We start from the raw sequence: 12,981 nt of genomic DNA on the forward strand, positions 1-12,981 counted from the left end.
GGGGCCGGACGACGCAATGCGCTTCAGTCGATCAGCGATTTCTACCTCGGAGGCACAGTCATGGGCTCGTATGCCCTTCCCAGATCCGTTACCCGCCGGAAGATCCGCAGCCTGCTGCTGGCGCTGGTCGTCGGCGTCCTCGGTGCGGTCACCGCACTGGCCGCACCGTCGACCGCGCACGCCGCCGAGAACACGCTTGGCGCCGCGGCGGCACAGAGCGGCCGCTACTTCGGCACCGCCATCGCCTCCGGCAGGCTGGGCGACTCGGCGTACACGACGATCGCAAGCCGTGAGTTCAACATGGTGACGGCCGAGAACGAGATGAAGATCGACGCCACCGAACCACAGCGGGGCCAGTTCAACTTCAGCGCCGGCGACCGCGTCTACAACTGGGCGGTGCAGAACGGCAAGCGGGTGCGTGGCCACACACTGGCCTGGTATGCCCAGCAGCCCGGCTGGATGCAGAGCCTCAGCGGCAGCTCACTGCGCCAAGCGATGATCGACCACATCAACGGCGTCATGGGCCACTACAAGGGCAAGATCGCCCAGTGGGACGTCGTGAACGAGGCCTTCGCCGACGGCAATTCGGGAGGTCGGCGGGACTCCAACCTGCAACGCACGGGCAACGACTGGATCGAGGTCGCCTTCCGCACCGCGCGCGCCGCCGACCCGGCGGCCAAGCTCTGCTACAACGACTACAACATCGAGAACTGGACCTGGGCCAAGACCCAGGCCGTGTACGCCATGGTCCGGGACTTCAAGCAGCGCGGCGTGCCGATCGACTGCGTCGGGTTCCAGTCGCACTTCAACAGCGGCAGCCCCTACAACAGCAACTTCCGCACCACCCTGCAGAATTTCGCCGCCCTCGGCGTCGACGTGGCCATCACCGAACTCGACATACAGGGCGCCTCGGCCTCGACCTACGCCAACGTGACCAACGACTGCCTGGCCGTCCCGCGCTGCCTCGGCATCACCGTCTGGGGTGTGCGCGACACCGACTCCTGGCGATCGGGGGACACGCCGCTGCTGTTCAACGGCGACGGCAGCAAGAAGCCTGCCTACACCGCCGTCCTCAACGCACTCAACGGCAGCGGCTCCACGACGCCCCCTGCGGATGGCGGACAGATCAAGGGCGTCGGTTCGGGCCGTTGCCTGGACGTGCCCGGAGCCGGCACCACCGACGGCACACAGCTCCAGCTGTGGGACTGCCACAGCGGCACCAACCAGCAGTGGACGTACACCGACGCCGGCGAGCTCAGGGTCTACGGCAACAGATGCCTTGACGCCGCCGGCACAGGCAGCGGTTCCAAAGTCCAGATCTACAGCTGCTGGGGCGGCGACAACCAGAAATGGCGCCTCAACTCCGACGGATCCATCGTCGGCGTCCAGTCCGGCCTCTGCCTCGACGCCGTCTCGGGCGGCACCGCCAACGGCACCCCGATCCAGCTCTACTCCTGCTCGAACGGCAACAACCAACGCTGGACCCGTACCTGAGGGGGCCTGCCACAAACGAAGGGGTGAAGCCGTGACAGCCCGCGGCTTCTCCCGCCCCTCCGCAAGGACATCGTCGACGGTTCCGGGTCGCCGCCGTGGTGGCGGCGACCTCGCGATCGGGATGCTCGCCGCGGTGCATCCGGCGCCCGCCGAGGCGGCGAGGGCGAACACCGTGGCCGAGAGTCCGCCCTGGTCAGGGCTGAGCAGACTGCGGCAACCAGCTCACCGGGGATCCGCCCTCGCTCGCTTCGGACACCGGCTCGCACTCGGCTGCCGCCATCCCGGAGTGCGGGTGCGCGTCGCCTTCCGCCGACAGGACGTGCCAGCTGGCGATTGACCCGCGCTGTCTGATCCGGGACAACCGCGTCACGCTCCGTCAGAATCAGCGTCGAACCATTTCACTCGTTGCCGCGGACCACCGCCACGGAGCAGTGCGCGTGATGCAGCAGGGCCTGGCTCACGGAGCCGAGCAGCAGGCCGGTGAAGCCACCGCGTCCACGGGCACCGGCCACGACCAGCTGCGCGTCATGACTCGCCTCGATCAGCGCCGGGCGGATCCGGGAACGTACCAGGCGACGCTCCACCGTGGCCTGCGGATAGCGCGTCTGCCACGGGGACAGGGTCTCGTCCAGCAGCCGCTGCTCCTCATCGCGGAGCCGGTCGATGTCGACCACCATGTTCAGCGGGTTGCTCGGATCCTCGTAGGCCCGTTCGCTCCAGGTGTTCCACACGTGCAGGGCCAGCAGGTCCGCACCGCGCATCTTCGCCTCGGCGAAGGCGAACTCGACAGCGCGTTCACCTGCCGGGGAGCCGTCCACCGCCAGCAGTACGGGACCGGCCGGGTTCGGCAGGCCCCGCACCACCAGCACCGGGCAATGCCCGTACGCGGCCAGATGTACGGCGGTGGAACCGAGGAGCAGGCTGCCGAACGCGCCCAGCCCGCGGCTGCCCACCACGACGAGGGAGGCGGTGCGCGACTCGATCTCCAGCACCATCAGCGGCTCGCCGACGGTGACCTCGCGCGTGATGTCCAGCCGCGGTGCGATCTCGCGTGCCCGCAGCTCGGCCTCGGCCAGCGTGCCGTCCACCAGCTCACGCACCCCCGCCCTGGCGGGATTCCAAGGCGGTCCACCAGGCGGTGGATGGATCGAGGGCCACCCGAAGGCGTGCACCAGCCGCAGGCCGACGGCGCTCAGCACCGCCTCGTGTGCCGCCGTCTCGACCGCGTCCAGGCTGGCCGGTGAGCCGTCGACCCCCACGACGACCGGTTTCGTCATGCCGCACCTCCTCGCTGCGCCGACTTTGCGCCCGTCTGCCGGCCCTCGTCCATCCTCCGCCACCCCGCCGAGCAGCGCATCGGCTCCGATGGCCTTCCCCGCACCCCTTCGACGCGGCGGTGGCCGCGAGGCCACCGCTTTGGCGAAACTGGTCTTTCCGGTGCCGGGCGGGCCGAACAGGATGACCGCCTTGGCCGGGACGACGCCGTAGCGGTCGGCCAGCGCCGGCTCGGTCAGCGGGAGCACGACACGGCGTTCGATGACTTCCTTCTCCCTCCCCATTCCGGCCATGGCGTCCCAGCGGCCCTCGGGGAGCATGCGCCCGCCCAGCAGCAGCGAGGACGTCGGCGTTCGCGGTTCCCGGCGGTTCGAGTTTCTCGTAGTAGACGAGGTCGTCGCGGAACTGGCAGCCGGAGTCCTCCAGAGCCTTCGTCCCGGCGGCGTGGGCGGGGAGCAACGCCCTGATGTGGCGAACCCCCCGTGCCCGCAGCCGCCGCTCCACCTCGGCCACGAGCGCACTGCCGATCCCGCGCTCACGCCAGCGGGAGGCGAGCGCCACCAGGAGGATCCACCTCGCTTGCCGGACGCCTGCGCCACGGCTATGCCCACCAGTTCGTCGCCGACCACCGCGACCACCGCCGTCTGACCGGCCTTGGCCGCGACCATCACCTCGGAGACCGGGAACACCCGGTCCTCGTCGGCCCGGCGGCTCTGGTCCCAGATCTGGATGGCCTGGTCGAGATCGTCGTCGTGATAGTCACGCAGATGCCACGCAGGCATCGTCACCACCACCTCACCCGGCGCGGGAGCCCCATTGTCTCCCGCGGGCGTACCGGGTGACGAACCCAGCCGAGTCCGCACGCCTCGGCAGGCAGAGGCCGAGCGATCCGCCGTACAAGCCGTACAAGAGGACAGGCCGCACTCCGCGGGGGCCGGTCGTGCCTGTCCCCGCTCCGCCGGGCACGGGGAGCTGCCCGCAAAAGGCCAAGTCCTTCAACGGAACCCAGGGCGAACGTCACCCAGGCCGGTCGAGTCATGGGCGGCCCGAATTCCAGCCATGCCCCACCCAGAGACAACACGTGGAATGCACAGGAAAGGCAAAGAAACAGCCCTGCTTCAACATCCACCTTGTTGACGTGGCCCCGACATCCGTACAGTCTGCCCGACCACGGCGCGTACCCCGCACCGAGGTCGTACCGCGCACCCCCCACAGCCCTTCCCGGTTCATCCACCATGTGGAGGACGTACGTTGCGCAGAATCGTTTCTCTCCCCACCGTGGCGACGCTCGCCGCGGCCGCCCTCACCCTGGCCGCCCCCGTCGGCCAGGCGGCCCAGACCACCGCCTCCGCGTCCCACGGAGTCTCTGTCGCCCGCGCCTGCACCGCCCCGACGAAACAGAACGAGATGGCCTGCAACGCCCTGCAGGTCACCGCGGGCACCCCGAAGTCGGCGCGCGCCGAGAGCGAGCTGTCCGCGGCCGCCGCGCCCTCCGGCTACGGCCCCGCCTCGCTCCAGTCGGCGTACAACCTGCCGTCCGCCAGCGGCGGTTCGGGCCAGACGGTGGCGATCGTCGACGCCTACGACGACCCCAACGCCGAGTCCGACCTCGCCGTATACCGCTCCCAGTACGGCCTGTCCGCCTGCACCACGGCCAACGGCTGCTTCACGAAGGTCGACCAGAACGGCGGCACCAGCTACCCGCGCGGCGACTCCGGCTGGGCCGAGGAGATCTCCCTCGACCTCGACATGGTCAGCGCGGCGTGCCCGAACTGCAAGATCCTGCTGGTCGAGGCCAAGACCGCGTCCATGACCAACCTCGGCACGGCCGTGAACACCGCCGTCAGGCTGGGCGCGAAGTTCGTCTCCAACAGCTACGGCGGCTCCGAGTCCTCCAGCGACGCGACCTACGACTCCAGCTACTTCAACCACCCAGGCGTCGCCATCACCGTCTCCTCCGGTGACGGCGGCTACGGCGTCGAGTACCCGGCCGCCTCCAAGTACGTGACGGCGGTGGGCGGTACGTCCCTGAACACCGCCTCCAACTCCCGCGGCTGGACCGACACGGTCTGGAGCGGAGCAGGCTCCGGCTGCTCCAAGTACGACGCCAAACCCAGCTGGCAGAAGGACACCGGCTGTGCCGACCGTACCGTGGCGGACGTCTCCGCGGTCGCCGACCCGAACACCGGCGTCGCGGTCTACGACAGCTACCGCTCGGCCACCGGCTGGATGGTCTTCGGCGGCACCAGCGCGTCCTCACCACTGATCGCGGCGACCTACGCGCTGGCCGGCGCCCCGTCCTCCGGCTCCTACCCGGCGTCCTTCCCGTACGCCCACACCTCGGCCCTGTACGACGTCACCAGCGGCTCCAACGGCAACTGCGGCGGCTCCTACCTCTGCACCGGCACCACCGGATACGACGGCCCGTCCGGGCTCGGCGTCCCGAACGGCACCACCGCCTTCATCGGCTGAACAGCCCTATGAGGTGAGCCGGTTGGCGCGGGCCGGAGTCGGCGATGATGCCGGCTCCGGCCTTCCGCGCGAACAGCACCTGTCAGGTCGGCAGAAACGTCTGGGAGGATCTCGCGGCGACCAGCGGCGATGACGCCGACCGCCGGATGCTCCATTTCGGCGAGCACTGATGACGGCCCGGACCGGCCGACGGCATGCTTCACTGCCAATCGTGCCGTTCTCCGGGTGAATACCCGTGAACAGGGCCGGTCTGGAACGGTGGATGCCTCTCGTACGACGCCTGCTGCTGGACGGACTCGTACGGTGCCGACTCCGGGGCGAGTGTCTGCGTGCCCGTCGGTGCTTGCAGGCTGCCGTAGCGTTCCATGCGCTGCCACCGCACCCGCGAGCCCGACACCGCGGTGAAGACGGACTGGATGACCACCAGGTACATCAGCTGGCGGTAGACGAACTGCTGCAGAGGCAGGCTCCACAGCGAGCCGGGCCGCTCGCCGTCCAGGCGGAACGCGTACAGGCCCATCAGCAGTTGCAGCAGCAGGAACGCGAGCCACAGCGCGGTGATCCGGAGCGGGTCGAGGAAGAGCAGGCCGTAGACGGCGAAGACGTCGACGACCGGTGCGAGCAGGGGCAGCAGGACCTGGAAGAGCAGGAGGTACACCAGCCCCCGGCGGCCGAGCTTGCCTGCGGCACCGCGCTGGACCAGGGCGCCGCGGTGTTTCCACATGGCCTGCAGGGTGCCGTAGCACCAGCGGTAGCGCTGGCGCCACAGGGCGCCCAGGGACGCCGGTGCCTCGGTCCAGGCGATCGCATGCTCCTCGTAGACCACGCGCCAGCCGGCCCGGCACAGCGCCATGGTGAGGTCGGTGTCCTCGGCGAGGGTGGTGTCGCTGACGCCGCCGAGGGCGAGCAGGGCGCGGCGGCGGAAGGCACCGACCGCGCCGGGCACGGTCGGCATGCACTCGGCGAGGTCGAACAGGCGGCGGTCGAGGTTGAAGCCGACCACGTACTCGATGTGCTGCCAACGGCCGAGCAGGCCACCGCGGTTGACGACCTTGGCGTTGCCCGAGACGGCTCCCACGCCCGGGTCGGCGAAGGGCTGCACGAGGGTGCGTACGGTGCCGGGTTCGAAGACCGTGTCGCCGTCGACCATGACCACCAGATCGCAGGTGGCGGCGGCGAGACCGGTGTTGAGCGCGGCCGGCTTGCCCGCGTTCTCCTGCCGGATCACCCGCACCCCCGGCAGGCCGAGGGACTCCACCAGGTCGGCGGTGCCGTCGGTGGAGCCGTCGTCCACGACGATGATCTCGACCGGATGGTCCGAAGCGAGCAGGGAGCGTACGGCGGCCTCGATTCCGGCGCTCTCGTTGTACGCGGGGACGATGACGCTGACCCGTTCGGTCACCGGCGGTCCCCAGGCCCCGGCCCGGCGGCCCGTCCGCAGCCGCCGGTGCCGGCGGGCCGCGAACAGCACGACCGCCGCGCGCAGGACGCTGACCGCACCGGCCGCGAACATCAGTACGCCCAGCAGCCGTACGATCCAGTCGCCGCCCCGCAGCAGGCCGATCAGGGCCATCCCCTGGAGGTGGTCGCCCAGTCCGGCACGCTGGACCGGACCGGCCATGCCGACCGCGGCGCCGACCGTCGCGAACCGGAAGCCCCGGGCCTTGAGCCGGGGTATCAGGGTGTTCAGCGCGGCGACGGTCTGGGCGCGGTCGCCGCCGCCGTCGTGCATGAGCAGGATCTGTCCGGCGCGGCCTTTCGGGGTGGCGTTCACGAGGATGCGTTCCGTACCCGGGCGCTGCCAGTCCTGGGCGTCCTGGGTGGAGAGCACCGTGACATAGCCTGCCGCGCCGGCCTGCTTGAGGACCGACCAGTCGGCGTCGTCCAGCGCGTCGTTCTCCGAGGAGTACGGCGGCCTCAGCAGCGCGGTGGTCACCCCGGCCGCGCCGGCCACCGCGAGCTGGGTCTCGCGCAGCTCCAGCGAACGCTGCCACGGGGCGAGACGGGACAGGTCGGGGTGGGTGAAGGTGTGGATGCCGATCTGGTGGCCGTCGGCGACGATCCGCCGGACCAGGTCGGGGTGATCCACGACCTCGGTGCCGACGACGAAGAAGGTCGCCTGCACGTGCTGGCGGCGCAGCACGTCGAGGATGCGCGGCGTCCAGGTGGGGTCGGGGCCGTCGTCGAAGGTGAGGGCGATGGTGTGGGTCTTCGGACGGGCGGTGTGCGGGGCGGTGTCGGCGTCCGCGATCACGGGGCCGCCCTGGGCCACCCGGCCGGGCACCGCTCCGGCGCGGCCCCGGGGGCCGGTCACGTCGTCCGAGGTGATCCCGAACATGTGGTGGGTGTAGCCCTGCAGCAGCAGGGCGGCCGACAGGGTCACCAGGAGCACGGACAGCAGCAGCCAGTGGGTGCGTGGGGTGATCCGGCGGGTGCGGCTGCGGCGGCGAGGATTGGTGCGGCGGCGATCGGTCACGTCAGGGCCTTGGATCACTTCACGGGCTTGTGGGACGTCCCGAGGGCGCGCCCCTGGGAGGACGGGGTCGGGGTCGGGCCGGTGGTGGCCGTCGGAGAAGCGGCCCTGGTGGGCGCCGCGGTGGACCCGGACGTGGCCACGGAGGCGGTCGAGGCTGTCGGCCGCACTGGCGCGGAGGTCCGCTGCGCCGTGGGACCGGACTTGTCGTGCGCTCCGGTGGAACTCGCGCTCCCCGCCGAGTGGCCGGTGCCGGACGGGGAGTCGGAGGCGGTCACGCGGGGCGCGGCCCCGTGTGCGGTGTCCGGCTGCGGGACGAAGGGGGCGCTGATGCCGGGGCCGCCCAGCATGGTGCTGATCAGCAGGGCGACATAGCCACCGGCGGGGATCACCAGCAGCCGGGCGACTCGCAGCACGAGGCGCTGGCGTCGCCCGGAGGAGTCCACGAAGACCGGCCGCACCGGTCCATTCCCTGGCGTCTCCGGGGCCGGCTCGGATGCCGTCTCCGGCGCCGGCATGAAGGGGATGGGCTGTGTGTCGGTCTCCGGGGCCGACACGGTGAGGACGTCGCCATGGGCGGCGTCCCACGTCGCCGGGTGGGGTTGCGTCCAGTGCGCAGACTGCACCGGGTCCCAGGTCGGCGCGGCCATGTCGCCGCTGTACCCCTCATGGCCGTACCCGCCGGGGCCGTACACCTCGCGACCGTACCCGTCGTGACCGTAGCCATACGCGTACCCAGCGCCACCATACGGATCCTCGCCGTACGCTTCGCTGCTGCCGTTCGTCCACTGCACTAGTCGTGTCCCCTGTCCCGGCCGACCGACATGGCCGCCCGCATGGACAGAGCGCGGCAGGCCGGAACTGTTACACCTCACGCACAACTCACGCCTCGGACAGCCACTTCACCACCGCGTCTCCGCACTCGGCCGTGTGCACGTAGAACGCCGTCAGTTCCCGGTGCGCCGCCGCGAAGGCGCCCCGTGTCTCGGGCTCCGTGATCACGCCGCCGTAGCGCGGCAGCAGTTCGTCCCGGGCGGCATCCCACAGCGCCTCGAAGTCGGCCGCGGCGAGGAACCGGGCCACTTGGCGGGCCTGGGCCGCCGTCAGCACCAGGAGCGGCGTCTTGTGCCGGTCGGCACGGAACACCGGCCAGCCGCCGAGCACCACCTGGGTTCGGGGCCGGCTCTCGGCAAGGGGATACAGGGGAGCGCCGGTATAGATGCGCTCTAAGTCCCGGCAGCGCCGTACGGTCTCAGCGTCGCCCTCGAAAAGCCGTTCCAGCCATGTCGCGCTGTTGCGCAGTGCCGGGGGTGGCACCGCGCGCAGACGGAGGTACGCACTCATGCCAGGAGGAGCGCACGGGGGCGTCTGGGCATCACGTGGGCGGACGGAACCGGGGTGCGGATCCGACGCCGCCCATGAGGGGGGCCGGGACCCCGTTCAGTGGTCGAGGCCCCGGCCCCCGTCCCTCTCCGTACCGCCACGGGGGGAGTTACGGACGGCATGGAGAGAGGTCCGGGGTGGGCTGCGGCGCTGGCGCCGGCGGAGCGGTCGCTCTTGGCCTGCCCGGCAGCGAACCCGGCATTCCCCCAGCGCACGGGCCATACGCAACGTCACCCGGCCCGGACCGCACCGGCGGCCCTCAGTCGTACACGCATAGGTGGGCCGGATCCAGGGGCCGGGGCACGGGGACACCGGAGAGAACGTGTGGGATGCCTGATGGGTTGTGACACTTCCGTGACGGCGGACGCTGAACATCATGGGGCCGTCGATGTGACCGGAGCGTGGCGGACGGCAGGCACTCGCTACGAACCAAGCACGAACGAGGACGATCTTGGGCCAGGTACGGCAACCCCGACGCATACGGGCGCGCGACGGGGAACTGGGCGCGGCGGTCGCGCAGGCCCAGGAGGGCGACGAGGCCGCTTTCACAGTCGCCTACCGGATCGTTCAGCCGGGCATGCTCGGCTACCTGCGTGGCATTGTCGGCGACGACGCGGAGGACGTGGCGTCCGACGCCTGGCTGGAGATAGCCCGCGACCTCGGGCGTTTCAAGGGCGACGGCGCGGGTTTCCGCGGCTGGACCGCGACCATCGCCCGGCACCGGGCGCTGGACCACCTGCGCCGCCAACGCGTACGGCCCCAGGCCGGCGGCACCGACCAGGACGTACTGGATCTGGCCGGCCCGCACCACACTCATGAGCAGGCCCTGGAGTCGATCTCCACCGAGTGGGCCCTGGAGCTGATCCGCGGACTGCCCCGGGACCAGGCCGAGGCCGTGCTCCTGCGGGTCGTCGTCGGCCTGGACGGTCCCGCCGCCGCGCGCGTCCTCGGCAAGCGCTCGGGAGCGGTGCGCACAGCCGCCCACCGGGGCCTGAAACGCCTGGCCCGCCAGTTGGGCATCGGCAACGAGGCCGAGGAGGGTGTGACGGATGGGGCTTACCGCGCGCTGGGGAAGTCGGCATGAACGATGCCGGCAGCGGGCCGACGGGCGGGCACCCCGGCCCGGCAGGCCGAATGAAGAGAATCTGTGGGACAGGAACGGAAGCGGACATGGGTGAAGGGCTGAGCGGCGGCGGAGTTCCGGGCCGTCGACGTGGGCCTGACGGCGCCCTGTCCGACCTTCCGAACGTGCGTGCCGCCGCCACCCTGGAAACGATCCTGGCCGCCGCCATCCGTACCGGCGATCTCGACTCCCAGGCCGAGCAGCGGGCTGTGGCCGCCTTCCGGTCCGCCCGCGTCGAGGGCGCGCATCAAGCAGCACGTACCCGGCGCCGGGACGACTGGCGGCTGCCCGCGGAGCGGCGGGCCCGGCGTCCTTTGAAGGTGACGTTCGGCGTGGTGTTCGCCAGCCTCACCCTGGGTGGCGTCGCCGTCGCGGCCATCGGTTCCGTGAGCTCCTCCTCCGACGGTGCCGACGGCGACCGGGGCACCACGCACCCGTCGGCGCTCGCTCCGGACCGGCCTGGCAGTGCACCCTCGTCGTCGTCCTCCCAGGGCTCCCGGCCGACGGACCGACCAGCCCCCGCCCAGGACACCGAAGCCCACTGCCGCGCCTATGAGCAGGTCCAGGACAACGGCAAGGCACTCGACGCGAAAGTCAGGCAGCAGCTCGTCGCGGCCGCCGGCGGCAAGGCCAAGGTCGCCGCCTACTGCTCCGAGCAGCTGACGCGGGCGACGGCCACGCCGGGTGGATCGGCCAGTACGGGTAAGTCCGGTGAAGGCACCACGGGCACCGGAAACGGCACGGAGGGTAAAAACGGCATATCCGGCAACAGTACCGGCGGCACGAACAGCACGGCAGGGAAGGGCCAGGCAGGCGCCGGCCAGGGGAGCGGGAAGCGCAAGTAGCCCGCACAGCAGGGCCCGCGCGGGCGGAGAAACCTCCGGGAAGGGCAAGGCCGACGCGCACTGCCCCGAGCAGCTGGCCTGAGCGGCAGCCTCGCCGAGCGAGCCGGGCAACACGAACGATCCCGGCGAGGGCACGGCGGGGAACAGCGCCCATCAGGACTCCAACCCCTGAACCGGTTCACCACTTCTCAGGACGCAACCCAGCTGAGCACGACAGAATCACAGGGGGCGGCGTTGCAGTTCTCCGCCGCGCCGCCCGCGACAAGCCGGGCCAGGAAACCCATCACACGTGGGCTGCCCTGCTGCGGCCCGGCAGCAAGACAAACGTGAGCATACGAGGAAGCCGGCCAGCTCGCCTCCGCACCTGTTCCAGGCCCTCCAACGACCTGTCGGTCATTCAGGCCGTGCGTCATTCGTGCGTCACGCCGCAAGAACCAAGGGGCCACGCCACCGCCACGCACCCCTCCCGCTCAGACGAATGCGCAGGTCACGCGGCATCGTCCGCCTTCACCCGTTCCCACCTCCCAAACAGGTCGAGCCGACGAAAGAAATCAGAAAACCGCAGGTCAAGAGCCCTTTTCAGCGCGTTCCAGGATCGCGACGCACTCCACATGCGCGGTCATCGGAAACAGATCGAACGCCCGCAGTGTCCGCACCCGGTACCCCCCGTCCCGGAAGTACGCCAGGTCCCGGGCCAGGGCGGCCGGGTCGCAGGCGACGTAGGCGATGCGGCGGGCGGCGAGGGACGTCAGGTGTTCGACCGTCTTGCGGCCCGCGCCCGCGCGGGGCGGGTCGAGGACGATGAGGTCGACCTCGGTGATGCCGGTGCGCGGGAGGACCGACTCGACCTTGCCCTGTTCGATGCGGACCCGGGGGAAGTCGGCGAGGTTGTGCCGGGCGTCCTCGACCGCGCGCTTGCCGGACTCGATACCGAGGACCGCGCCCTTCTCGCCGAGGCGGTCCGCGAGGGCGCCGGCGAAGAGGCCGACGCCGCAGTAGAGGTCCAGGGCCATTTCGCCCTTGCGCGGGAGGAGGCCCTGCATGACCGCCGTGACCAGGGTGTCCGCCGCCTTCGGGTGGACCTGCCAGAAGCCGCCGCTGCCGACCCGGTGGGTGCGGCCGTCGGCGCGCTCGCGGACGAACGCGCGGCCGTGGACGCGGTGGATGCCGCCGTCGTGCTCGTCGACCCGCATGACCGAGACCGGCCGGTCGAGTTCGACGAGGGGGAGGCGGGCGCCGGGGCGGGGCTCCAGGATCACCATGCGGTCCTGGGAGCCCGTCGCGGCGATCGCGTCGACCGAGACCATGCCCGACCAGTCGCGCTCCTCGATGCCCAGCTCGCTGATGCCCGGCGCCGCGATCATGCAGTGCTCGATCGGCTCCACCTCGTGCGAGCGGTGCCGGCGCAGCCCCGCGTTGCCGTCGGCGTCGACGGCGTACTGCACCCGGGTCCGCCACTGCGGCACCTCGCCCGCCGCCAGTTTGTCGCCCTCGGCGGGCATGACCGTGCCGTCCCAGCCGACGTCCTCGGGCGTGAGGCCGGCGAGCCGCTGGAGCTGTTCGGCGATCACCTCGCCCTTGAGGCGGCGCTGGGCGCCCGGTTTGGCGTGCTGCCAGTCGCAGCCGCCGCAGCGGCCGGGACCGGCGTAGGGGCAGGGAGCCGGCACCCGGTCCTTGGACGCGTCCAGGATCTCGACCGCGTCGGCGCGCAGATAGCGGGCCCCCTCCTCGCCCTCGGTCACCCGGGCCACGACCCGCTCGCCGGGCAGCGTGTGCCGGACGAACAGGACCTGGCCCTCGGCGGTGCGGGCGATGCAGTGCCCGCCGTGTGCGACCGGGCCGACCTCGACCTCGTACTCCGTCCCCACCAGCGTTTTCTTCGGTTCTGCCTGCATGGCGGGGTGACTCCAGATCAG

At 71.2% G+C, this 12,981-nt stretch carries 9 protein-coding genes and 1 pseudogene; 4 read left to right on the top strand and 6 right to left on the bottom strand.

Going from position 1 to position 12,981, the window contains the following annotated elements; genetic code table 11:
* Positions 1-60 precede the first annotated feature (60 nt).
* Positions 61-1,494 (top strand): endo-1,4-beta-xylanase, encoded by a 1,434-nt coding sequence (locus EDD90_RS15080; protein WP_123973509.1) that lies wholly within the window; start codon positions 61-63, stop codon positions 1,492-1,494.
* A 398-nt stretch (positions 1,495-1,892) separates the two neighbouring features.
* On the opposite strand, the gene EDD90_RS15085 is transcribed toward EDD90_RS15080, so the two are convergent.
* Positions 1,893-2,771, bottom strand: a complete 879-nt coding sequence (locus EDD90_RS15085) for a universal stress protein (RefSeq protein WP_123981276.1) — start codon at positions 2,769-2,771, stop codon at positions 1,893-1,895.
* A gap of 123 nt (positions 2,772-2,894) precedes the next feature.
* Positions 2,895-3,551: pseudogene (locus EDD90_RS15090) on the bottom strand (GNAT family N-acetyltransferase); the annotation flags it as partial.
* 496 nt (positions 3,552-4,047) lie between these two features.
* On the opposite strand from EDD90_RS15090, the gene EDD90_RS15095 reads away from it, so the two are divergent.
* Positions 4,048-5,241 carry a S53 family peptidase gene (locus EDD90_RS15095; RefSeq protein WP_260327871.1) on the top strand — a complete coding sequence of 398 codons (1,194 nt, stop codon included), beginning with the start codon at positions 4,048-4,050 and terminating at the stop codon, positions 5,239-5,241.
* 199 nt (positions 5,242-5,440) lie between these two features.
* Here the strand turns inward: EDD90_RS15095 and EDD90_RS15100 are convergent, their stop codons facing one another.
* From EDD90_RS15100 to EDD90_RS15110, 3 genes are all read right to left on the bottom strand, one after another.
* Positions 5,441-7,717: a bifunctional polysaccharide deacetylase/glycosyltransferase family 2 protein gene (locus tag EDD90_RS15100; RefSeq protein ID WP_260327872.1), complete on the bottom strand. Its 2,277-nt coding sequence runs from the start codon at positions 7,715-7,717 to the stop codon at positions 5,441-5,443.
* 14 nt (positions 7,718-7,731) lie between these two features.
* A complete protein-coding gene (locus EDD90_RS15105; protein WP_123973512.1) occupies positions 7,732-8,409 on the bottom strand; it encodes a hypothetical protein in 678 nt (225 codons plus the stop codon).
* A gap of 187 nt (positions 8,410-8,596) precedes the next feature.
* Positions 8,597-9,058 (bottom strand): DUF1877 family protein, encoded by a 462-nt coding sequence (locus tag EDD90_RS15110; RefSeq protein ID WP_123973513.1) that lies wholly within the window; start codon positions 9,056-9,058, stop codon positions 8,597-8,599.
* Between the two features lie 490 nt (positions 9,059-9,548).
* Here EDD90_RS15110 and EDD90_RS15115 point away from each other — a divergent pair, with 490 nt between their 5' ends.
* Positions 9,549-10,181 carry an RNA polymerase sigma factor gene (locus EDD90_RS15115; RefSeq protein WP_123973514.1) on the top strand — a complete coding sequence of 211 codons (633 nt, stop codon included), beginning with the start codon at positions 9,549-9,551 and terminating at the stop codon, positions 10,179-10,181.
* Positions 10,182-10,345: 164 nt separating this feature from the next.
* Positions 10,346-11,065: a hypothetical protein gene (locus EDD90_RS15120; RefSeq protein ID WP_123973515.1), complete on the top strand. Its 720-nt coding sequence runs from the start codon at positions 10,346-10,348 to the stop codon at positions 11,063-11,065.
* A 566-nt stretch (positions 11,066-11,631) separates the two neighbouring features.
* Here the strand turns inward: EDD90_RS15120 and EDD90_RS15125 are convergent.
* A complete protein-coding gene (locus EDD90_RS15125; RefSeq protein ID WP_123973516.1) occupies positions 11,632-12,960 on the bottom strand; it encodes a class I SAM-dependent RNA methyltransferase in 1,329 nt (442 codons plus the stop codon).
* Positions 12,961-12,981 lie beyond the last annotated feature (21 nt).

It is taken from the genome of Streptomyces sp. Ag109_O5-1, from assembly GCF_003814875.1.
GTDB classification, from domain to species: Bacteria; Actinomycetota; Actinomycetes; order Streptomycetales; family Streptomycetaceae; genus Streptomyces; species Streptomyces sasae.

Excerpts from the sequence above, each read along its gene's own strand:
- EDD90_RS15080 (WP_123973509.1), top strand. The coding sequence starts at position 61 with ATGGGCTCGTATGCCCTTCCCAGATCCGTTACCCGCCGGAAGATCCGC.
- EDD90_RS15085 (WP_123981276.1), bottom strand. The coding sequence starts at position 2,771 with ATGACGAAACCGGTCGTCGTGGGGGTCGACGGCTCACCGGCCAGCCTG.
- EDD90_RS15125 (WP_123973516.1), bottom strand. The coding sequence starts at position 12,960 with ATGCAGGCAGAACCGAAGAAAACGCTGGTGGGGACGGAGTACGAGGTC.
- EDD90_RS15110 (WP_123973513.1), bottom strand. The coding sequence starts at position 9,058 with ATGAGTGCGTACCTCCGTCTGCGCGCGGTGCCACCCCCGGCACTGCGC.